At 66.2% G+C, this 20,750-nt stretch carries 18 protein-coding genes; 9 read left to right on the top strand and 9 right to left on the bottom strand.

Translation table 11 applies throughout. From position 1 onward, the window contains the following. Positions 1 to 1,266 precede the first annotated feature (1,266 nt). Complete coding sequence (locus LZC95_05915; GenBank protein WXA96372.1) at positions 1,267 to 3,573, bottom strand: DEAD/DEAH box helicase; 2,307 nt, start codon at positions 3,571 to 3,573, stop codon at positions 1,267 to 1,269. 177 nt (positions 3,574 to 3,750) lie between these two features. Between LZC95_05915 and LZC95_05910 the strand changes: the two genes are divergently transcribed. Together LZC95_05910 and LZC95_05905 are read left to right on the top strand one after the other, a co-directional pair. Next, a complete protein-coding gene (locus LZC95_05910) occupies positions 3,751 to 4,752 on the top strand; it encodes an LLM class flavin-dependent oxidoreductase (protein WXA96371.1) in 1,002 nt (333 codons plus the stop codon). Between the two features lie 9 nt (positions 4,753 to 4,761). Next, positions 4,762 to 6,969 (top strand): prolyl oligopeptidase family serine peptidase, encoded by a 2,208-nt coding sequence (locus tag LZC95_05905; protein ID WXA96370.1) that lies wholly within the window; start codon positions 4,762 to 4,764, stop codon positions 6,967 to 6,969. Between the two features lie 6 nt (positions 6,970 to 6,975). On the opposite strand, the gene LZC95_05900 is transcribed toward LZC95_05905, so the two are convergent. Continuing rightward, on the bottom strand, positions 6,976 to 8,298 hold the full coding sequence (locus LZC95_05900; GenBank protein ID WXA96369.1) for a DUF2156 domain-containing protein: 1,323 nt from the start codon (positions 8,296 to 8,298) through the stop codon (positions 6,976 to 6,978). A 150-nt stretch (positions 8,299 to 8,448) separates the two neighbouring features. Between LZC95_05900 and LZC95_05895 the strand changes: the two genes are divergently transcribed. Next, complete coding sequence (locus tag LZC95_05895) at positions 8,449 to 9,285, top strand: hypothetical protein (protein WXA96368.1); 837 nt, start codon at positions 8,449 to 8,451, stop codon at positions 9,283 to 9,285. A gap of 189 nt (positions 9,286 to 9,474) precedes the next feature. Here LZC95_05895 and LZC95_05890 read toward each other — a convergent pair whose 3' ends face one another. Continuing rightward, positions 9,475 to 10,341 carry an alpha/beta fold hydrolase gene (locus tag LZC95_05890; GenBank protein ID WXA96367.1) on the bottom strand — a complete coding sequence of 289 codons (867 nt, stop codon included), beginning with the start codon at positions 10,339 to 10,341 and terminating at the stop codon, positions 9,475 to 9,477. Positions 10,342 to 10,552: 211 nt separating this feature from the next. Between LZC95_05890 and LZC95_05885 the strand changes: the two genes are divergently transcribed. Further along, positions 10,553 to 11,290, top strand: a complete 738-nt coding sequence (locus LZC95_05885) for a TetR/AcrR family transcriptional regulator (protein WXA96366.1) — start codon at positions 10,553 to 10,555, stop codon at positions 11,288 to 11,290. On the opposite strand, the gene LZC95_05880 is transcribed toward LZC95_05885, so the two are convergent. Next, positions 11,246 to 12,208 carry a YafY family transcriptional regulator gene (locus tag LZC95_05880; protein WXA96365.1) on the bottom strand — a complete coding sequence of 321 codons (963 nt, stop codon included), beginning with the start codon at positions 12,206 to 12,208 and terminating at the stop codon, positions 11,246 to 11,248. The genes LZC95_05885 and LZC95_05880 overlap by 45 nt on opposite strands. Before the next feature lie 66 nt (positions 12,209 to 12,274). On the opposite strand from LZC95_05880, the gene LZC95_05875 reads away from it, so the two are divergent. From LZC95_05875 to LZC95_05855, 5 genes are read left to right on the top strand one after another with little or no spacing between them, the layout of a single operon-like run. Further along, on the top strand, positions 12,275 to 12,733 hold the full coding sequence (locus LZC95_05875) for a hypothetical protein (GenBank protein WXA96364.1): 459 nt from the start codon (positions 12,275 to 12,277) through the stop codon (positions 12,731 to 12,733). Positions 12,734 to 12,768: 35 nt separating this feature from the next. Continuing rightward, complete coding sequence (locus LZC95_05870) at positions 12,769 to 13,383, top strand: TetR family transcriptional regulator (protein WXA96363.1); 615 nt, start codon at positions 12,769 to 12,771, stop codon at positions 13,381 to 13,383. After that, on the top strand, positions 13,380 to 14,258 hold the full coding sequence (locus LZC95_05865) for an alpha/beta hydrolase (GenBank protein WXA96362.1): 879 nt from the start codon (positions 13,380 to 13,382) through the stop codon (positions 14,256 to 14,258). Before LZC95_05870 ends, LZC95_05865 begins: the two co-directional genes overlap by 4 nt. A gap of 5 nt (positions 14,259 to 14,263) precedes the next feature. Continuing rightward, positions 14,264 to 15,097 carry an alpha/beta fold hydrolase gene (locus tag LZC95_05860; protein ID WXA96361.1) on the top strand — a complete coding sequence of 278 codons (834 nt, stop codon included), beginning with the start codon at positions 14,264 to 14,266 and terminating at the stop codon, positions 15,095 to 15,097. Between the two features lie 20 nt (positions 15,098 to 15,117). Continuing rightward, on the top strand, positions 15,118 to 15,795 hold the full coding sequence (locus LZC95_05855) for a DUF4328 domain-containing protein (protein ID WXA96360.1): 678 nt from the start codon (positions 15,118 to 15,120) through the stop codon (positions 15,793 to 15,795). Here LZC95_05855 and LZC95_05850 read toward each other — a convergent pair. From LZC95_05850 to LZC95_05830, 5 genes are read right to left on the bottom strand one after another with little or no spacing between them, the layout of a single operon-like run. Then, positions 15,792 to 16,415 (bottom strand): class I SAM-dependent methyltransferase, encoded by a 624-nt coding sequence (locus tag LZC95_05850; protein ID WXA96359.1) that lies wholly within the window; start codon positions 16,413 to 16,415, stop codon positions 15,792 to 15,794. The genes LZC95_05855 and LZC95_05850 overlap by 4 nt on opposite strands. A gap of 44 nt (positions 16,416 to 16,459) precedes the next feature. Further along, the gene (locus LZC95_05845; protein WXA96358.1) at positions 16,460 to 17,323 is read right to left on the bottom strand and encodes an SMP-30/gluconolactonase/LRE family protein; all 864 of its coding nucleotides are present in this window, start codon (positions 17,321 to 17,323) and stop codon (positions 16,460 to 16,462) included. 6 nt (positions 17,324 to 17,329) lie between these two features. Continuing rightward, positions 17,330 to 18,775 (bottom strand): aldehyde dehydrogenase (NADP(+)), encoded by a 1,446-nt coding sequence (locus LZC95_05840; protein WXA96357.1) that lies wholly within the window; start codon positions 18,773 to 18,775, stop codon positions 17,330 to 17,332. Further along, on the bottom strand, positions 18,772 to 19,815 hold the full coding sequence (locus tag LZC95_05835) for an alcohol dehydrogenase catalytic domain-containing protein (protein WXA96356.1): 1,044 nt from the start codon (positions 19,813 to 19,815) through the stop codon (positions 18,772 to 18,774). Before LZC95_05835 ends, LZC95_05840 begins: the two co-directional genes overlap by 4 nt. After that, the gene (locus tag LZC95_05830) at positions 19,812 to 20,741 is read right to left on the bottom strand and encodes a U32 family peptidase (GenBank protein WXA96355.1); all 930 of its coding nucleotides are present in this window, start codon (positions 20,739 to 20,741) and stop codon (positions 19,812 to 19,814) included. The genes LZC95_05835 and LZC95_05830 overlap by 4 nt, the downstream gene beginning before the upstream one ends. Positions 20,742 to 20,750: the final 9 nt, after the last annotated feature.

Genomic DNA, 20,750 nt, shown 5'->3' with positions numbered 1-20,750 from the left:
GAAGGCGCGTGGGACGTAGTTCTCGCGCAGGTTGATCGAGCCGAAGTCGAATGCGCCCAGCACGCCCCGGTGCGCCATCCAGAGCGCCAGACCGCTCGCGGCCATCCAGCCGAGCGTCGCCCCCACCTTCCCCGAACGCCGGAGTCGTGCCGCGAGAAAGAGCACGGCAAGCACCCCGACCGCCACGCCACGAAGCGCCTGCGCCCGGGACTCCCGCGCGTAAAGGCGCGACCATGTTCCGGGTTCATCCCCCAGCCATCGCACCAGCGCCGCGCGGTTGGTCTCGCGAAAGCGCTCGACCGCGGCACGGCGATCCTGCGCATAGGCGCGGTCGGCCTCGGAAAAATGGGCAATCTCCCAAAGCTCGTCGAGAGCATCCTCACCAGCGCGCATGTGGTGCGGGAATCGCAATCCCGTGAGCACGGCGAGCGCCGGGGCCGTATTGCGGCCGTCGAAGGGGCCGCGATCGCTGCGCTTTGCCACGTTCACCCCTGCGAAGCACGCAAGGACGTCCCTCACCTCCGGCTGCGGCCCTCCGTGGCCGCCCTTCGCCGTGTGACCGTGGTCGGCCGTGAACACGACGAGATCGCGCGCCAAATCCACGCCCTTCAACAGCTCCATCGTCTCGCGGTCGGCGCGTGCGACCGCCGCAGCGTAGTCGGACGAGGCCGCGCCATGATGGTGGCCCGCCTCGTCGACGTACAGCGGATGAAACAAATCGAAGTCGCGGAGCTCGGCGCCCTCGAAGATGTTCACGTCGTGCATCTCGTGCACGGCGAAGCGATCGAAGCCACTCGGAAAGAGCTCCCGAAACCACGGCAGGTGGCTACTCCCCGCGACACTTCGGCCGGACGCTCGGGCGATCTGCCAGATGGATTCGGCGGCCAACGGCGTCGTCCGATCGTTGTTCCGCGAACCGTGGCGAGCGACCTCGAGCCCCGTCGAGAGCAGCGCGTAGACCGGCCGCGATACGGTCCATGGCCCCTGATCGGAAACGCGGCACTGACCGGCGGCCTCGAGCACCCGGATCACCCGCATGGTCTCCGCAGAGTCACGGCGCAGGCCATCGATGACAATCACGACCGTGTGCCGCGGCCTCACCGTGAGGGGCACGCGCACCTCGTCGTCGGCCGCGACGAGAAAGTACCCCGCATGGTTCGGAAGACGCCCGATGTACGAGTTGCCGAGAGCGATCCCGATGACAACGGCGACGAGAAAGAACGCGACCCGCAGCATCGGCCACCGATGCTCAGAAGCGTAGGTCCACTACGCGCTCGCGGCCACCGGCGAAGCGCCCGCCCCCGGCTTGTGCGATGCCACCCGCGAAACCGCGGGCCGGTCATCGTCCTGCAGCGGCGCCAACAAGGTCTCCACGTCGTCGGCGGTGAGCCCCGCCGATTGCTCCTCGTCGCCCAAGAGCATCGAAGACACGCGGCGCTTGCGGTGCTGCATCATCATGACGCGCTCCTCCACGCTGCCCGCCACGGCGAGGTTGTACACGAACACCGGGCGCTGCTGGCCGATTCGGTACGCGCGGTCCGTCGCCTGCAACTGCACCGCCGGGTTCCACCACGGATCGTAGTGAATCACCGTATCGGCGCTCACCAAGTTCAAGCCCGTACCGCCCGCCTTCAGGCTGATCAAGAACACGTCCGCCAGCCCCTGCTCGAACGCATCCACCTTGGCCTGCCGATCTTGCGTGGCGCCGGTCAGGATCAAATGCTCGATTTCGCGCTCTTCCAGCCCCTTGGCCAGCAGCGACAGCATGCTCGTGAACTGCGAGAACACCAGCACGCGGTGCCCGCCTTCGAGCAGCCCCTCGAGCAATTCGAAGAACGAATCGTACTTGGCCGAGGTCCGCACGGAGCGCGCGGCGTTCATCTGCACCAGCCGCGGATCGCAGCACACTTGCCGCAGGCGCAGGAGCGCCCCGAAGATTGGCACCGCCGACGCCGCGAGGCCCTTTTGCTTGATGACCTTGCGCACGTCCGCGTGGGCGGCCACGCGAATCTGTTCGTACAGCTCACGCTGATTGCCGGAAAGATGAATGAGCCTCATCATTTCCGTCTTCTGCGGCAGCTCGCGCGCGGCCTCGCGCTTCATGCGGCGCAAGATGTAGGGCGCCACCAGCTCGCGCAGTGACTCGAGGCGGTCTTCGTCTTTGAGCTGCTCGATGGGCTGGCGGTAGCGCGTGCGGAACGAAGCCTCGTTGCCGAGCAACTCCGGATTCAAGAAATGGAACAGCGCCCAGAGCTCGCCCAGGTGGTTCTCCACCGGCGTGCCCGTCAGACAAAGCTTGTGCTCGGCGTTGACCTTTTTGATGGCCTTGTGCGCCAGGCTGGTCACGTTCTTGATGGCCTGCGCTTCGTCCAGCACCACCATGTGGAACTGCAGCTGCTCGAAGCGCTCTTCGTCGCGCACCAGCACGGGGTACGTGGTCACCACCACGTCGCTCGTCGGGATCTCGTCCCACAGCGCATGCCGCCCCGGCCCCCGGAACAAGGTTACCCGCAGGTGCGGAGCGAACTTCTTGATCTCGTTGTTCCAATTGCCCACCAGGCTCGTGGGCGCGACGATCAGGATCGGCGAGGTGATGCGCCCCTCTTCCTTCTCCTTGCAGATGTGCGAAATCGTCTGCAGCGTCTTGCCCAGGCCCATGTCGTCGGCCAGCACGCCGCCCACGCCATTGGCGCGCAGGTGCTGCAAGAACGCGAGGCCCTCTTCCTGATACGAGCGCAAGGTCGCCTTCAGCAGCGCGGGCTTTTCCACCTTCTTGGGGCGCGCGGCCAGGGCGAAGGCGCGGTCGGCCACGTGCTCGGGATCGCGCCAGCTGATACGCGTGCCCTCGCTGCGGAATTGCTCGTCGAGCGGCACCAAGGCCGTCGCGCGCGCCCGCGGAAAGGTAAATCCGCCGTGCAAGCTGTCCTGCCATAGCTCGATGACCACGTGAAGCAGCGCGCGAAGCCGCTCGCGGCTCACCGTCACGTGGTGCGTCTCGCTCACCTGCATCGACACCAGCGATGGGAAGGTCTTTTCCAGCGCGGGAAGGCCGCCCTCCTCGCCATTGGCCCGTTCGATGAGCTCGATCACCATCGGCAGAAGGTCGACCCTCTTGCCATCGACCTCGACGCCCAGCTCCAGACTGAACCAGTCGGGCAGCTCCTCGCCGGCGGAATTGATCGACAGAAACCACGGCGCGTGGGTGTCGACGACCTGGAAGGGGTACTTCTCGTCCACCGTAACGCGAAAGCCCAGCGCGCGAAGCTTGGGCAGCGCCTGCGCGGTGAAGGCACAGTACGAATGGGCATCCCCGTCCATGCGGACGATGAAGTCGGCGTTGCAATCGACCGGCGGGGCGACGTCGTCGACGCACGCAAGATCCACCGCCCCCAGGCGTTCCAGCGCGTGCCGGCAACGCGTTTCGGCCGCGATATCGCGCGCCGCACCGGTGTCGTAGTGGAAGGTCAAGGTGATCAGCGGCATGGTGACCTCCTCGTACGAGGTTCCCAGGCCTTCGGTTCGGGTCACCATCACCGTTTCCGCGTGCAAGCGGACCGCCGGAACGAAATTCACGCCTCCTTTTGATCAGATTTGGCGAAAGAAGGCGAGAAGCTTGTTTAAGCGCTTCGTGCTGGACACCCGAACCTCGTCATGCGGTGGATGGACCTCGCCACCTCCACAATAGGTTGGGCACTCGACCCCGGTGCCATTGCCAAAGGTTTTGCTGGACACTACCCAGATTCGGCGAGCATGACCTTACCCCTCTCCGTTCTGGACCTGGTCCCGCTCGGTCGCGGAATGACCAGCCGGGAAACGTTGGAAGCCTCCGTCGAGCTCGCGCGCACGGCGGAACGGGCCGGCTACACGCGCCTTTGGTACGCCGAGCACCACAACATGCCGGGCATCGCCACCACGACGCCCGAGATCCTCATCGCCCATGTGGCACCGCTCACCTCGCGGATCCGGCTGGGCGCTGGCGGCGTGATGCTGCCGAACCACTCGCCGCTCAAGGTCGCCGAGTCGTACCGGCTGCTCGAGGCGCTGCACCCGGGACGCATCGATTTGGGCCTCGGCCGCGCGCCGGGCACGGACACGCTCACCGCGCTGGCCTTGCGCCGCTCGCGGGAGGCGCTCGTGGCCGACGACTTCATCGACCAGCTCGAGGAGCTGCGCGGCTTCGGGAACGACGCCATGCCGGCGGAGCATCCCTTCGCGAAGATCCGCGCGATGCCCGACGACGTGAAGCTTCCGCCCATCTGGCTTTTGGGCTCCAGCTCGTACAGCGCGAAGCTCGCGGCGGCGCTCGGTCTCGGGTTCGCATTCGCAGGGCATTTCAGCCCCGATCCGCCGGAGGAAGCGATGCACATTTACCGCCAGCGCTTTCGTCCGGGCCCGCTGGAGCGGCCGCATGCCATCCTGGCGCTCTCGGTCTTTTGTGCCGATTCCGTGCAGGAAGCGCGGCGTCTGGCCTCCTCCGTGCTCGTCTCGTTCGCGCAGCTCCGGGCCGGGAAGCCAGGGCGCCTGGTAAGCCCCGACGAGGCCTTGGCCCACGAGTTTTCGCCCCTGGAAGAAGCGGCGGTGGCCCATTTCCGGCGGATGCAGATCGTCGGGACCCCGGCGGACGTGCGCGCGCGCATCGAGGCGGCGGTCTCGAGCACGGCGGCCGACGAGGTCATGCTGGCGACCCACGCCTACGATGCTGCTGCGCGGCGTAGGTCGTACGAGCTAGTCGCCGGCGCGTTCTCGTCGTAAAGCGGTATCATGCGTAGTTCCCGCGTCGTTCCCCTCGTATCCGTGTTGCTTGCAGCCTGCGGCGGGTCGCCGCCACCGTCTTCCGAGCCGCCACCCAAGGCCGAGCCTGCACCCGCGCCGGCCGCCGCCGCAGCCAAGGCGCGCCTCGCGTATCCGCCCACGGCAAAAAAGCCGGAGACGATCGAGGCCGGCGCCATCTCGTTCGAGGACGACTACGCGTGGTTGCGCGATTCGGCGGATCCGGCGGTCACCAAGTGGGTCGATGCGCAGAACGACTTCACCACGGCGAACCTGCGTGGCTACCCGCACCTCGATGCGCTGCGGGCCCGCTTCACGAGCCTGACGAAGCGCTCCAAGCCAACGCTCACCGATATCCAGGGCACGACGAACGGCTACTACGCCATGCGCCGCGCGCCCTCGGCGCCGCAGCCGGCCATCGTGCACGTTTCCTCGCTCGAAAAGCCGGATGCGGCGCGTGTGGTCATCGACCCCGCCGTGCTCGATCCGAGCGGGCAGACCTCCATCGACTGGTTCACCGTTTCGCGCGATGGAAAGCGCATCGCGCTGTCGCTGTCGAAGAACGGCAGCGAGGACGGGAGCCTTTCCATCTTCGAGACCGCCACCGGCAAGCTGGTCGACGGCCCCATCCCGCGCGTGCAGTACCCCACCGCGGGTGGAAGCGCGGCCTTCTCGGGCGATGGGAAATCGATCTTCCACACGCGCTTCCCGGCGCCCGGCGAGCGGCCGCCGGGCGAGGTCCATCGCTACCAGCAGCTCTATCGGCACGTGCTCGGCACGCCGATCGAGCGCGATGAGTTGGTGCCGCTCACCGGGCTGACGGACATCGCGGAACTGGACCTATCGCGTGCCACGGAAACCGGCACCATCGTGTGCCGGGTCGCCATCGGCGACGGCGGCGATCACCGTTGGTTCGTCGGAACACCGTCGGCCAAAGGCTACACGTGGAGCCTTCTGGCCGAGGTGGGCGATGGCGTGACCTTCGTCGAGGCCTCGCGCGATGCCCTGTTCGTCGTGCAGCAGAAGAACGATTCTCCCGGGTCGGTCCTTCGCGTGCCCGCGCGCACGCCGAAGCTCGCGGCGGGTAAGCTCGTCGTACCCGCCGAGGAGCGCAACATCTCTGGGATTTCCGTGTCGGGCGACAACCTCGTCGTGTTCGACATCATTCGCGCCAACGTCCGCGGGCGGGTGTTCGATCTCACGGGCAAGCTGCGCGGAGATGCGCATTTTCCCGCGAGGGCGAACGTGTACCCGGCGGCGGAGGCGAATGGCTCGCTGTACGTCAACGTCATCTCGTACTCGTCCCCGCTGTCGGTGCAGCGCCTCGATGCGAAGAGTCTCGAGTTGAAGAAGACGCCCATCTTCTCCGAGTCGCCGGTGAACTTCGACGATATCGAGATCATCGACGAAGAAGCTCGCTCGCGCGACGGCGCTCGCATCCCCGTCACGATTCTGCAGGTTCGAGGCGCGAAGCGATCGCCCGAGACGCCAGTGTTGCTGACGGGCTACGGCGGCTACGGCATCTCGCTGACCCCCAAGTTCGATGCACGCAATCGGGTGTGGTTCGATCAAGGCGGGATTGTCGCCATCGCCCACATTCGGGGCGGCGGCGATATGGGCCCGGCGTGGCATGCCGACGGGAAGCTCGCCCGCAAGCAAAACTGCTTCGACGACTTCATCGCCAGCGCCGATCACCTGGTGAGTGCCGGATACACGTCGCGCGCCAAGCTAGCCATCATCGGGCGCTCGAACGGCGGATTGCTCATGGGCGCGGTGCTCGCCCAGCGGCCCGACATTGCGCGCGTCGCGATCGTCGGCGTGCCCATTCTGGACATGGCCCGCTACGAGGCGTGGCCGAATGGGCAGTTCAACGTCCCCGAGTACGGCTCGATGAGCGATCCGGCCATGGCGCCGAAGCTGCTCGCGTACTCGCCGTACCAAACCGTAAAGCCTGCCGCGTATCCCTCGGTGCTGGTCATTTCGGGCGTGACCGATGGGCGCGTGAACCCGGCCGATGCCCGCACCTTCACGGCGAAGCTGCAGGCCATCTCGACGTCGGATTCGCCGGTGCTCCTGCGCACGTGGATGGACTCGGGCCACGGCATGGGCACCAATGTCTTCAAGCGCGCGGAGGAAGATGCGCAGACGTATGCGTTCCTCTTCCGCGAGCTCGGCGTGCAGTACCGCGCGGAGAAATAAGGGGATCTACGCGGACGTTCGCGTGGCCTGGGCGCCCCAGAGGACGATGGCGGCCAGGGTGGGCGCCAGGCACGCGAGCACGATGACGACCCAATCCGTCGGGCCGTGCACGCGCGGCACATTGAAGGTGACGGCCTCCGTCAAGGTGAGGAGGCCGTCCATGGTGACCGCAGCGGCGAGCAGACGCGCGAGGCGGGGGCGAAAGCGCGAGGACAGGGCGAAGAGCCCGATCATCACGGCGATGTCGAAGCCGACCCACGCCCACTTGATCCAAGGTGCGGGGAACCATTTTCGCGTCTCGACGGAGGCGAGCAAAATCGTCCATGGCACGAGCAGCGCCGCGAGCACGCGGACGACGAAGGCGGGCCCGCGCAGGAGCGTCTCCATGCCGAAGCGCGAGAGGCTGCCGCGCGCGAAGGCGACGAGCACGTCGTAGACCGCAAGCACCGCGCTGGCGCCCTTGGGGTACGCGAGGTACGTGGGCTCCCAGCGATCCGGCTTTAGCTTGGCCTTGAAGGCTTGCACGCCGTGAAAATCGTAGAGCGCCCGCCCGACGGAGCGCGCGGCGCCGAGCCAGCGGTTCACGCTGCCGGAGAGCGGCGCAAGGCCCAAGGTGACGTCGTGGCTTTCCTCGGCGGCAAACAGGCGCATCGCTTGGTCGATGAGCATTTCGCCCGTGCCGTTGGGCGCACCCGAGCCGCGCACCAAGTCTTCGATGAGCCAGCCGCCGCGCGCATACACGGGAACCGCCGCCAAGAACGCGACGATGGCGCCCTGCCGTTCGGCGACGAAGTAACGCCTCTCCTCGGGAAAATCGAAGGGCTGCACGTCGACGAGAAAGCCCATGGGAGCCATGGCGCGCGTGGAAAGCCAGCGCGCGACGAGCGTCTCCATCGCGTAGCGGGCGACGGTGCCGGGTGCGACTTCCTCGGTGGCGAGCTTGCGAATCGTCACGCCCTTGGCGCGGGCGCGGCGGATCTGTTCGCGAAGGCTGCGGCTGCCTTTGACGATGTCCGGCCAGCCCGCGGGATCCCATACCGGCTGCTCGCCGATCTGCAGCGACGCGAGGTCGTTCGAGGCCGTGAGAAGGCGCGTTTCGGTGGCAAAGAAGGAAACACGGCGCCCCTTTTCCCGCGCGGCCGCGATGAACGCCGCGGTCACGGAGGCCAGTGCATCGTCGCCGGCAATGGGCGCGCCGGCTGCCACCCACGCGTGGCCGGTGTCGGCGTAGGCGACGCAGCCCTGCTCGCAGAACCAATAGCGAAAACCGACCTCGAGTACCTGGAACGATGTCCGATTGAACCCGTGGTCCCGAAGCAGGGTGAGCACACGCGACCGCATCTCGACTTGGTCGATTTTTAGAGCTGGCGGAGGCCGGCGTCCACTTGCTTCGTGTTACCGGACGTACACACCTCGGGCGCGGAAGGGCCCATTTTGGCAGAAAATGCCATGGCAAGGAGCCTGCAACGATGCGCCCTCATGCGCATCTCGTGGCTCCTGTCGTCCGTGGCCTTCGTCTCGCTGACCTTGCCGGCCTGCGCCAGCAAGACGGGAAACAACGAAGAGCCGCTCTCGCAATCCGAGGCCCTCGAGGCCGTCGAAGAGAGCTCACTGAGCTCGCAGGCGAACAACCTGACGAGCGCAAGCATCGAGATTTCCACGAACTTCACCATCGGCGGCGCCGTCGAAGCCGCTGCGACGCAGCTTCGCACCTTCATCGCAACGCAGCTTCCGTGTGCCGAGACGACCTTGGTCGGCAGCACGTTGAGCATCACGTACGGCGCGCGCCCTGGAAGCTGCGTCTACCGAGGCCACACGTTCTCGGGCAAATCGCAGGTCAAGGTGACGCACAACGATGCGGGCAGCATCATCGTCGACCACACGTGGACCGATTTTTCGAACGGCCTGGTGAAGGTCAACGGCACCGCGGAAGTCACTTGGAACACGGCGAATCCCTCTCGCCGCGTCGTTCACAACGTCACGTGGACGCGCATCTCCGACGGCCGCTCCGGCCACGGCACGGGCGACCGCACGCAAACCGCGCTAGGCGGCGACATCGGAGTGGGCTTCACCGACAGCGGGAACCTGAACTGGAGCAGCCCGCGCGGCCACTGGGCTCTCTCGATCCAAGGCGTCGAGATGCGCTGGAAAGATCCCGTGCCGCAGGCAGGCACCTACATCTTGGAGACGCCCAAGGACAAAACGCTCACCGTTACGTACTCCCGCGTGGACGCCGATTCCATCAAGGTCACCGCCACCGCCAATGGCCGCAGTTTCAGTTTCGATGTGAATTCGTTGGGCGTCCACGCGAGGTAGCGGGATCGTGAACCGTGATCGTTCACGTGATCGTGGTCGTGCACGCGCACGCGCTCGAAGAGACCAGCGGGGGCGCTTCCCACGCACCGCTTCGTGCACGAGCGCGTGCGCGTGCACGATCACGACCACGAAAGACGATCACGATCACGGGACACGAGCACGTGCACGATCACGGGACTGCTATCCCAATTAGATCGGTGGGCCGAAGCTGCAAGTAATACGGCGCGGATGATCGGGATCCAACGCATTGCCAATCATCTGGGCCACATCCAAATCGAACGCGAGCCCGATATGGCCCGACGGATCGAACGGACACGTGTCCTGCAGGTATACGTTCTTCACTCCCTCTTCTTTGATGAACGAGTTCTCGTGGGGAACGACTAGAGGGTCGGCTTTGGACACGATGATCGTGTAGTCGATGCCCGGCTGCGCGATGGCACCTACCTCGAGCTTTTTCACCTCTGCGCCGTCGACGATGATCTCCGAACACGCATGGCAGCCCACCGTGTTGAGCACCTGATCGACGAAGGGGCGCAGTCCCAGGTAATCGCCCACGCTCACCAAACCGAGGAACGTCGTCCCGTGCGTGGGGGGCGCCAGCGCTACCACGTGCCCGACCTTGTCGGCATAGCCGAGCATTTTGGGACCATAGATCGAATGGAATCCGCCCTCGGAGTGCCCGACGATATCGACTTTGGCGGCTCCGGTGGTGGTGCGCACCTTTTCGATGTATGCGGCAATTTCCTTGGCCGAATCGGCGATGTGGATTGAGCCTCCAACCGGGATTCCGGGAATCGCCTGACCGTACGTTGGGGCGAAGGTGCAATACCCATTCAGGGCCAGATAAGGGCCTACGAAGCTGAAGTTGCCAGGACCATTGCCGAAGAGCCCATGGAGCAGCACCACGGGATTCGGGTGCGCGGCGGAAGGTCTACAACTCCAGTCGTTGAACCCAGACGAAGGCGCGCTCTCGGCGGCGTCTGCGCTCGTACCCGAGACCGCGATCATGCCTATGGCCAGCACGCCCATGGCGGCTTTTGCGAACCTGGGACCCATGACTCACCCCTTTCGGAACGACGGACTCTCCCCGCTCGTAGACTTCAGTAGATGCTTTGTCGCGTCCACCACTGTTCGAGCAGGACTGTTTTTTTCTCTGGTTTTGACTATTGCGAACCAGAATCTTGATTCATATTTTGCCTAGCTGATGATGCGACTTCCGTCAACCTCTAGACCGGCGATGAATGACCGCTCATATTCGTTTGGTTCGATGTCCACCAGCCGCGCCCCCAAGGAAATGCCACCGAGGAAGAATTCCGACCGGCGCCGGCAGCCCACCAGTCCGAGTGTGATTCGGTGGGTAAACCTGCCCCTTCAAGAGCGCAGCCGGCTCAAACTCGATCGAATCGTCGCGGCCTTCGAGAAGCTCGTCGCCGAACGCGGGCTCGATGGCGCCACCGTCGCAGACATCGCGCGCGAGGCGGGCTGCTCGGTGGGTGCATTCTACACGCGATTCAAGGACAAGGGCGATCTCTTCCGCTACGTGGTCCTGCACCACTTGGAGGAAGGCCTCCTCACCTTGCGCGGCCTCGCCACGGGCGAAGGCTGGAAGGAGGCCGACACGGAGACCATCATCAGCAGCATCATCGCGCTGGTGGTGGAGCTGCATCGCCGCCACGAGGGCTTTCTGCGCGCCTTCTACGAGCAGGCGCACAAGGATCCCGTGGTCATCGCGCACTTGAGCAAGGCCGGGGTCGAGCTCGAAGAGGTTCTGTTCGCGATCATGTCCGAACGAAAGGACGAGATCTCGCATCCGAATCCGCGCGTGGCGGTCGGCTTCGCCGTGCGCATGGTGATGGGCACGATGCAGTTTCGCTCCCTCATGGCGCCGCACACGCCAAAGGAGACGCACTTCGCGTGGTCGACGTGGGCGGAAGAGATGACCGCGAGCTTGCTCGCCTACCTAGGCGTGCGGGCGCCCGAGTCGCAGCAACCGCTCAGCGAGTGACACCACGGCGATGCGCAGCGCATCGGGCGCGCGCACCTCGAAGGAAAACGGCAAGCGCGCCAGCTCGAGGGCGAACCAATCGAGATCGTCGGCGGTGCTGCGCAGGAGCGTGCGCTCGCCGGTCCATTCGAGCACACCGGCGGCAGAAAAAAGTGCACGCCGCGCCGTCTCGAGATCGGCCTCGAGCAGGACCTCGATGGAGTGTGCACGCGGCAACGTGGCCAGCGACAGCGCAAGGTACGAGAGCGCATCGAAGCCTTCGGGCCGGGTGAAGCGCGCGGCAATCGCGCGCACCTCCTCCACGCGGTCGAGCCGGAAGGAGCGCAGGCCACCGCGCAGATGGCACATGCCGACGGCGTACCAGCGCCGATTGCGGTAGGCGAGGCCGTACGGATCGAAATCGCGCTGCGTCTCTTCGTGGGCGCTGGCGCGGTAGCGCATGCTCACACGGGTGCGCGTTTGCGCGGCGGAGCTGAGTGCCACGAGCGCGGCGTTGCTTTCCGGTGCATCCCGCCCGCGCCGCGCGAGATCGAGCGTCACGGTCTCGTCGACCGCGCGTACGCGGCGCTTCAAGTTGGGGGGCATCACACGCTCCAATTTGGCCTGCGCGCTGGCCACGGAGGTCACCGCCTCGGCGAGCCCGAGACCTCGCACCGCGAGCAGCCCGATGGAGAGCGCAAGCGCCTCGTCGTCGGTGAACATCATCGGCGGCAGTTTGAAGCCGGCCACGAGCATGTACGCGCCATCGCGCCCGCGCTCGGCGGTGATGGGGATACCGATCTCCTCGAGCATGGCGATGTAACGGCGCACCGTGCGCGGGTCCACCTCGAGCCTCCGCGCCAGCTCCGCGCCGCTCATGCGACCGTGCGTCTGCAGCAACTCGAGGACGGTCAGCACGCGCGTGGTGGGACGAGGCATCGCTTTCCAGTGTAACGCGGCAATTAGGGCCAAATGTGTCCTATTTGTGCAGTACGGGTTTTCCGCATGAACGACTTCGATTTTCTCATGGGCTCCTGGCACGTTCGCAACCGCCGCCTTCGCGAGCGGCTCAAAGGCTCGACCCAGTGGGACGAGTTCGACGCGACCAACGTCGCGCGCCCGCTCCTCGACGGCGTGGGCAACGAGGACGAGTTCCGCACCGACCACGACGGCGGCTTCATCGGAATGAGCTTCCGCTTCTTCAATCGCGCCACGAAGCAGTGGTCCATCTACTGGGCCAGCAACCGCACCGGCGTACTCGAGCCTCCGGTGACCGGCTCGTTCTCCGAGAACACGGGAACCTTCTACGGGGACGACGTCCTCGAGGGCCAACCGATCCGCGTTCGATTCATTTGGTCGCGCATCGACACGAAGACGCCGCGCTGGGAGCAAGCGTTCTCGAACGACGGCGGAAAGACCTGGGAAACGAACTGGATCATGGATTTCTCGCCACGCGCGGATTGACGCCGGTTCTTTAATGATGAACATGTTCAGTGAACGTGTTCATCAGAACGGAACAGAAGGCTGCCACACGCGCGCGCATTCTGGAAACGGCGCGCAAGCAGCTCGAACGGGACGGGTACGACGGGACGAGCATCCGCAGCGTCGCCGGCGAGGCCAAGGTGGCCGCAGGCACCGTGCTGCTCCACTTTCGCGACAAGCAGGACCTGCTGCACGCCGCGCTGTTCGACGATCTGGAGACGACGTGGGCGCGCGCGCGCGAAGTCAGTGAAAAGAAAATGCAGAAAAAGGGCTCGCTCGAGCGGGCCCTCACGGCGCTGGCGCGGGCCTTTTTCGACTACTACGCCGAAAGGCCCGCGCTCTCGCGGGCGTTGCTGCGAGAGTCGCTGTTTGCCGCACCACCGTGGAGCCAGCGCTTCGCCGCGCAGGTGGCCGAGGTGCATGCGCACGTGGCCCAGCTCGCGGGGGCGGCCAAGTCACGCGGCGAGCTCGAGGCGGATGTGGACGTGGCGCTCCTCGGCGCCGCGTTCTTCTCCTTTTACTACTTCGCGCTCATGGCATGGCTCCAAGGCGGACATGCTCATCCGTTGCAGTTTTTCGAACGGCTGCTTCGCCAGCATCTCGACGGACTCGCGCCAAGGAGGAAGCGATGACGGCATCGATCGTATTCGTGAGTGACGAGCAAAAGGCCATCGTGCAAACGTGGTGCGGCGAATTTCGAAAGAGGATCGCGATCGCCGTCGAAGACCGCACCGTGAAGACGTCGTTTGGGCGGACGCACGCCCTCGTGGCGGGTCCAGAGAATGGCAAGCCCTTGGTGGTGCTGCACGGTGCACTCGCATCGTCGGCGCATGTCCTTCCCGAGCTCGGAAGCCTCGTGAGCAAACGGCGCGTGTACGCGCTCGACATCATCGGACAATCGGTCCTGAGCGAAGACCGACGCATCGACGTACATGACGATTCGTACGGGCGCTGGGTCGTCGAGGCCACCGACGCACTGGGGCTGCGGCACTACGATTTGTACGGGGTGAGCTGGGGCGGCTTCGTGGCGCTTCGTGCGGCGCAGGCGGCCCCCGCGCGCGTGGGGCGCCTTGCGCTGCTGAACCCCGCGGGATGGGTCGCCAACTCGGCATGGAAAGGTCTCAAGGCCATGGGCTGGCCCTTGCTGATGTTCCGGCTCTTTCCGTCGGAGCAGCGCCTCCGTCGCGTGATCGAGCCGCTCTTTTCCACCGTCGACGACACCGATTGGACGCGCTACTTCGGGGACGCGCTGCGCGCATACCGGCTGGACGTGCGGGTGCCACCGCTGGTGAAGCCGGAGGAGCTCGAGGGGCTCACCTGCCCCGTTCTGGTCTTCGCCTCCGATGAAGACATATCCTTTCCAGGTCGCGCCCTTTTGGCGCGCGTGCGCGAGCTGCTTCCCCACGCCGAGGTGGAGCTGCTCGAGCACACGAAGCACTGCCCGCCAACCACCGACGCCTTCCGCACGTCGTCGAGCGCGCGCGTAGAGCGATTTCTGGCAAGCTAGGGACGATGGGCCTCGGGAAGATCGTTCGGTTTGCGGTAGGAGCCGTGGGCGTGGTGTACGCGGCGGCGGCAGCGCTCGCATTTGCGAAGCAGCGAGCCATTCTCTTTCCGGCGGGCGCGCCGCGGGATGTGGTGATGCCCGAGGGTCAGCTCGTGCGCATCTCGGCGGAGGGGCGCGAAGTGTTTGCCCTTCATGCTCCGGCGAAAGATGCCGATGCTCCCACCTTGGTGTTCTTCCACGGCAACGGCGAGCAGCTGGCCGATCTGCCGGTCATCCTGCGACTCTTTGCCACGTACAGGCTAGGCGCCTACGCCATCGAGTACCCGGGCTATGGGTTGGCGCACGCGCAATCCGTTTCGGAAGCGGCCGTCTACGAGGCCGCCGAGGCGGGCCTCGTTCACTTGGAAAAGGAGCTGGGCATTCCGCGCGAGCGCATCGTGCTCGTGGGCCAGTCCATCGGCTCGGGGGCCGCAACGGAAATGGCACGACGCGGGCATGGCTCGAAGCTCGTGCTCCTTTCGCCGTACACGAGCATCGCCGAGATGGCGCGGGTGGTGCTGCCCATGTTTCCTGGGTCGCTCATGGTTCGCGACCGATTCGACAATGCCTCGAAGGCGCCGGGTATCGATATACCCGTGTTGATCCTGCACGGCACAGCGGATGAGCTCATCCCCGTGACCATGGGAAAGAAGCTCGCGACATTGTTTCCGCAGGCGCAGCTCGCGTTGGTCGAGGGCGGGCACCACGGCGACCTCTTTTTCCGCAACGACGACTTCGTCCCCGCGACCATTGCGCGCTTTGCGACTTTCCCCGCAACTCCGCAAAACGCCGGCCGATAATCTCGTTTCGGAGGGTGCGAATGGATAATCCTTACAATCCGCCGGCGGCAAACTATGGCCAGTACGTATCTCCGCAAGATGCATGGGGACGTTATGGCGGCTTCGTCCCCCTGCAGAACCGCATGCTCGTCGCCTCGCTTGCCATCGGACTAGCGGTGGTCGCATCGGGAACGCTCGACGTCGCCCAGCTGACCTTTGCAGGGCAACTCGATGGCACCCGTGAACATGTGGGGGCGGCCCTCATTGTGGGCGGGAGTGGCCTCTTCACCGTTCTGGCCCATCTGGCGGCGGCGCTTTGCTATTGCTTATGGCTTCACCGGGCGGCCTCGAACGTGCACGCGTTCGGCGGCTACATGACCTTCTCGCCGGGGGCATGCGTGGGCTGGTTTTTCGTCCCCTTCGCAAACTGGGTGAAGCCTTACCGCGCTGTTTCCGAGCTATGGGTGGCCAGTCATCCGCGGGCGCACCGCACCAAGAGCATGCTCGATGCCTGGTGGGCCACCTGGATCATCTCGAGCTTCCTTCAAACGGCGGCCGGTCGCATCAGCGACATGTCCCTCGCCGGGACCATCGGTCTGGGTGGAACGCTGTTCACGGCCATCGCAGCCTACTTCTGCATCGCCGTCATGCGCGCCATCTCGCAAGGTCAACTCGACGGCGCCGAGCGCGCGGGGATCTCACCGTCGCAATTGCGTTAGGCCACACGGCAGAGAAAATAGAGCCACCGTTCCGGCGGGCACTCGTGTGCGAGCGACACGATTTCCGTGCCCGTCGTTGCGGAGAAGGCGCGAACGCGCTCGAAGCCCGCTTGGTGAAGTTGCGCGAGCTGCTCGGAGAGCCACATGTGGTACGTCGCCGCTCGAAAGTCGAAGACGCGTTCGAGATTGTGCGTCGAAAAGACGAAGGTCCCGCCGTGCCGGGCCACGCGCCGGACTTCGCGGAGCACGCGGCCGCGATCGTCATGGTCGACGTCGTCGATGCCGTTGCGCGAGAAGAGAACGAGGTCGAAGGTATCGTCGTGGAAAGGAAGCGTTCGCGCATCGCCCAGCAGGAACTCGTAGGGCGTCCCGGCGAAACGCTTGCACCATGCGCGAAGCGTGGCCGGCGATCCGTCGAGCGCAATGTAGCGCTTCACCCGCGGCGCGAAATGCTCCGTGGTTCGGCCGCCACCCACCCCGAGATCGAGCATGGTCATGCCCGGCAGCTCGACGTGCAGTCGTTCGAGAATGGTCGTTTCTGCAGGCTGCAGCGTCGCCGCCCGCGCGCGGGGGCGTGCGACGCGGCGCTCTGCGTAGATGCGGCGATGGGCTTGATTCACATTCCACAGTGACTCCGGCGAGCCACGGCGGTCCAGCTTTCGAGCTACGTGGTCGCGTAGCAGCGGGCTGGGAAACCACGGGCGCCGGGGCGGGCGCGGAACAAGGCGCCCGCGGCGGGCTGGGTGCCCGGTGCGACGGTCTGAGGGGACGTCGTGATGTAGAGCTCGTCGAGCTCGGGCCCGCCGAAGGCGCAGGCCGTGACTTGCGACACCGGCAGCTCCACGCGCTCTTCGAGGCGCCCCGCGGGCGTGTAGCAATGGACGGCGGAGCCACCCCACAAAGCGATCCAGAGGCGCCCTTCGGTGTCGACGCTCATCCCATCGGGGGAGCCTTCGGCCTCGGGAATGCGAAACAGCGTGCGGCGGTTGCTGAAGCGACCATTGGGTGTGTAGTCGAACGCATCGACCCGATGGGTTGGCGTGTCGATGTAGTAGGCCGTGCGGCCGTCGGGGCTCCAGGACAAGCCATTGGAGATGGTGACGCCTTCGAGAATGACCACGGTGCTCCCGTCGGGATCCATTCGGTACAGACTGCCCGCGCCGGGTGACTCGTCGTAGGCCATGCTGCCGCAATAGAAATGGCCATCAGGCGAGCAGTCGCCGTCGTTCATGCGAACGCGAGGATCGTCCCATACCTCGGGGAGCGGGCGGATGTTGCTCAAGTCTGCGTCGGCCAGGGCGAAGCCGCGCTCGATGGCGATCACCGCACCGCCATCCGTGCGGGGCCGGATGGTCGCGGCAATGCGGCTGCCCACGGGGTAGCGGGTCACGGCCCCGGTGCGCGCGTCGAGTTGGAGGACCTCGCCCCCGAACATGTCGACCCAGCGCAGGCCCGGCCAGCTGGGATGCCACACGGGGCCCTCCCCGTGCGAGGCGTTCGGATCGGTGATCTGCTCGGCGTGGGACATGGACGTTTACCGGCGAAGTGAGCCCTCGATCCAGCGCGGGATGTCGAGCGGGTTGTCGTCGCGCAGCGCTTCGGGCAGCAAGTGCTGCGGCACATTCTGATAGCACACCGGGCGCAAGAATCGGCGAATGGCCGTCGAGCCCACGGACGTGTACAGCGACGACGTCGCCGAGGGGTACGGTCCACCATGGTGCATGGCATGGGATACAGCCACGCCGGTGGGCCAGCCGTTCCACAAAACGCGGCCTGCGCGCTCGGACAGCTCGGCCAAGAGCGGCGCGGCGATGGCATCCCCCGCTTCGCCGTGCACGGTGGCCGTGAGCTCGCCGGTGAAGAGACGCGCCAGCTCGGGGAGTTCGGCCTCGCTGCCATAGCGCACCACCACGGAGGTCGGACCGAAGCACTCGGTGAGCAACGCCTTCTCGCGATCAGCGAAGAGCGCGCTCGCCGTCGTGCCCAGCAACGTGGGCGACGGGCCATTCGGCGAGTCCGTCCCCGCGTGAAGCACGCGAACCGCCGGGTTCGCGCTCAAGGTGCGCAGCACGGACGCATACCCGGACGCGATGCGCTCGTTGAGCAGGGGCGCTGCCGCGCGATCGAGGACGCCTGCGACCAGCCGCAGCTCGAACTCCTCGGCCACCGACTCCGGTACGAACAGGAACCCCGGCTTGGTGCAAAACTGACCCGCGCCCAAGGTGTACGAGTCGAGGTACCCCGACGCGATTTCGGCACTGCGCGCGCGTGCGGCCGCTTCTGTGACGAATACCGGATTGACGCTGCCCATTTCGGCATAAAACGGAATGGGCACCGGACGCGATGACGCCAAATCGAACAGGGCGCGCCCGCCGTGCGTGGACCCCGTGAAGGCGCCGGCCTTGATGCGCGGATCGAGCAGCGCCGAGCGGCCGGCCTCGTCGCCGTGAAAGAGCGCGAACGACCCGTCGGGAGCACCGCCATCGCGCAAGGCGTCCGAAACGATGGCCGCCGTGCGATCGCTGAGACGCGGATGCCCGGGATGCGCTTTGAGCACCACCGGACAACCGGCGGCGAGGGCCGATGCCGTATCGCCTCCGGCGACGCTGAAGGCAAACGGGAAATTGCTCGCCGCAAACACGACCACCGGGCCGAGCGGCAGCAGCATGCGCCGCAGATCCGGCCGCGGACCGGGCGGCCACTTCGGATCGGCCGCGTCGAGCGTAGCCTCGAGGTAGCTACCCTCGAGGAGCAGATCGGCAAAGAAGCGCAGCTGGAACGTGGTGCGTTTCAACTCCCCCGTGAGGCGCGCCTCGGGCAGATGGGACTCCTCCCGCGCGAGCGGGACGAGCTCGGGAGCAGCCGAATCGAGGGCAACGGCGACACGGCGCAAGAGTCCCGCGCGCGCAGCCGGACGAAGGGCAGCAAGAGGCGCATGCGCCGCCGCCGCCGCGGTGAGCATTCGTTCGAGTTCACTCATGGGCGTAGCAACACCTTTACAGCACGGGCGCTCGAGTCGGTGAGAATCCGAAACGCTTCCGTCACGTCATCGAGTGGGACCTCGTGGGTGATGATCGGCGACGGGTCGAGGATGCCCGATGCAAACGCACGCACCGCATGCGCCCATGCGCGCGATGGCGCACCGAACACCGTGTGGACCGTGATTTCGCGCAGGACCAGCTCCGTGGGTGAGAGTGCGTTGGTCTCGCCGGTCGAGGCTGGCGGAATACCCGTGAGCACGATGCGTCCGCCACGTCGAGCGAGGAGCATCGCCTGACGGGCCGTATCGGCCGCACCCGCCGCCTCGAGAACGACGTCGAACTGCCCCGCCCGGCGCTGGGCCTCCTCCGGCGAGAGGCATTCGCTTGCACCACACCGCCGCGCGAGCTCGCCGCGATCGCGGCGGGGATCGACCACGATCAACTTCGACGGCTCGCTCGCACGAAGCAGCTGCGTGGCCAGCAATCCGAGCGTGCCCGCACCCACCACGGCCACGCGCTCGCCCGAGACGACCGCCGCCTTCATGCACGCCGCCGCGACGCACGCTGCGGGCTCGAGGGCCGCAGCTGCGCGCAAATCGCTCTCCTTCGGCAACACGTGCAGCAAGCGCGCGGGTACGGTGAGGTACGTCGCCCATGCCCCCGGCTCGGTGAAACCCGTTTCGCGGTACTCGGCCTGGCAAAGGTTGCTATCGCCGCGAAAGCACGCCGGGCAGCGCCCGCAGGAGCGAAATCCCTCGCCCACGACGGGGTGCCCCACCAGCGAAGCATCGGACTGCTCGCCGACGGCGACGACGGTACCGGACCATTCGTGCCCGGGAATCAGCGGGTAGCGCACGAAGTCCTTCGGGCGCGTGCCCGCGAGCACCTCGCGATCCGAGCCGCAGATGCCGGCCCACGCCACCTCGACGAGGGCCTCACCCAGGCCGGGCGCGCGCGGTTCGACGGGGGCCAAGCGCAGCGTTTCGGGCGCGTCGATGTGCACGGCCCGTGCATCGCGCAAAGCAGGAGGGGCGCTCACCTTCGCCTCGGCACGGCGAGCCCCTGCGCGGGCAGCTGCGAGCCCACCGCCTCGGGCATGTGCCGCGCGAGAAAATCGAGCCCGATGCGGGCGCGCCGCACGCGCTCCCGACCGAGCGCGATGGCCGTGGGAAGCAGGTGCGTTCCGCAGGGGTAGATGTTCGGGGCATTGCGCAGCCCGAACTTGACGTACACCGGGGCGGCCACCCGAACGATTTCCGCAATTTCGAAGTGCCGCACGAAGCCGCCCAAATCGTCCGGTGCCTCGATGTAGATATCGAGCGGAATGTCCACGGCCGCGCGGATCGCGGCAAGCTGCCCGAGGGAAAGATCCGTCGGCACATTGTACGTGGAAGCGCCGAGTCGTTCGACGATGCGAATGGACGCAGGGTTGGCCATGCCCATTTGCACACTAATCTTGAATTGCAGGTCCTCCGGCAAATGCCCTGAAGCCCGCAGCTTGGCCGCGGTATCGAGCACACCGATGTCCGTGACCAACACACTGCGGATGCCCGCCTCTGTACAGCGGTGGATATCGGCCAAGCATTGAAGCAACTGCTCGGTGCCGCGAGCCTGCGCGGCCAGCGAGCCGCCCGCCGAGGCCACGGCGGCCGCCGAGGTCCCCCACCCTGCGAGCGGACGTGCGAACAGGCTCACCTCGATGGAACGCGCCGCGCCGAGATCGGCCATGGCGGCGAGCTCGCCGTCGGTGAGGAGCATGCCGCCGCTTCCCTGCGACACGCGGTGCACGGGAACGCCGCGCGATTCCGCTTCGGCGAGCACGGCGGCGAATACCTCGGGGCCTTCGACGCTGGGGATTTCCACGCGGTATTGCGCACCATCCGGAAAGCGCTTCGGGCTGTCGGGCAGCGCGCCGCCGTCGGAATGCGGCAATCCGTTCGCATTCAACCAATGTCGCAGATGCATCGGTGCCAT

The sequence above is a fragment of the Sorangiineae bacterium MSr12523 genome (assembly GCA_037157775.1).
In the GTDB taxonomy this organism is placed as follows: domain Bacteria; phylum Myxococcota_A; class Polyangia; order Polyangiales; family Polyangiaceae; genus Pendulispora; species Pendulispora brunnea.
The sequence above is the reverse complement of the archived record's forward strand: the minus strand, read 5'-3'. Positions and strand labels throughout refer to the sequence as shown.

Bases quoted from the DNA above. Each gene is read 5' to 3' on its own strand.
- LZC95_05885 (WXA96366.1), top strand. From the start codon at position 10,553: ATGTCCACCAGCCGCGCCCCCAAGGAAATGCCACCGAGGAAGAATTCC.
- LZC95_05860 (WXA96361.1), top strand. From the start codon at position 14,264: ATGGGCCTCGGGAAGATCGTTCGGTTTGCGGTAGGAGCCGTGGGCGTG.
- LZC95_05905 (WXA96370.1), top strand. From the start codon at position 4,762: ATGCGTAGTTCCCGCGTCGTTCCCCTCGTATCCGTGTTGCTTGCAGCC.
- LZC95_05890 (WXA96367.1), bottom strand. From the start codon at position 10,341: ATGGGTCCCAGGTTCGCAAAAGCCGCCATGGGCGTGCTGGCCATAGGC.
- LZC95_05910 (WXA96371.1), top strand. From the start codon at position 3,751: ATGACCTTACCCCTCTCCGTTCTGGACCTGGTCCCGCTCGGTCGCGGA.
- LZC95_05840 (WXA96357.1), bottom strand. From the start codon at position 18,775: ATGAGTGAACTCGAACGAATGCTCACCGCGGCGGCGGCGGCGCATGCG.
- LZC95_05880 (WXA96365.1), bottom strand. From the start codon at position 12,208: ATGCCTCGTCCCACCACGCGCGTGCTGACCGTCCTCGAGTTGCTGCAG.
- LZC95_05865 (WXA96362.1), top strand. From the start codon at position 13,380: ATGACGGCATCGATCGTATTCGTGAGTGACGAGCAAAAGGCCATCGTG.
- LZC95_05830 (WXA96355.1), bottom strand. From the start codon at position 20,741: ATGCATCTGCGACATTGGTTGAATGCGAACGGATTGCCGCATTCCGAC.
- LZC95_05895 (WXA96368.1), top strand. From the start codon at position 8,449: ATGCGCATCTCGTGGCTCCTGTCGTCCGTGGCCTTCGTCTCGCTGACC.
- LZC95_05875 (WXA96364.1), top strand. From the start codon at position 12,275: ATGAACGACTTCGATTTTCTCATGGGCTCCTGGCACGTTCGCAACCGC.
- LZC95_05845 (WXA96358.1), bottom strand. From the start codon at position 17,323: ATGTCCCACGCCGAGCAGATCACCGATCCGAACGCCTCGCACGGGGAG.
- LZC95_05855 (WXA96360.1), top strand. From the start codon at position 15,118: ATGGATAATCCTTACAATCCGCCGGCGGCAAACTATGGCCAGTACGTA.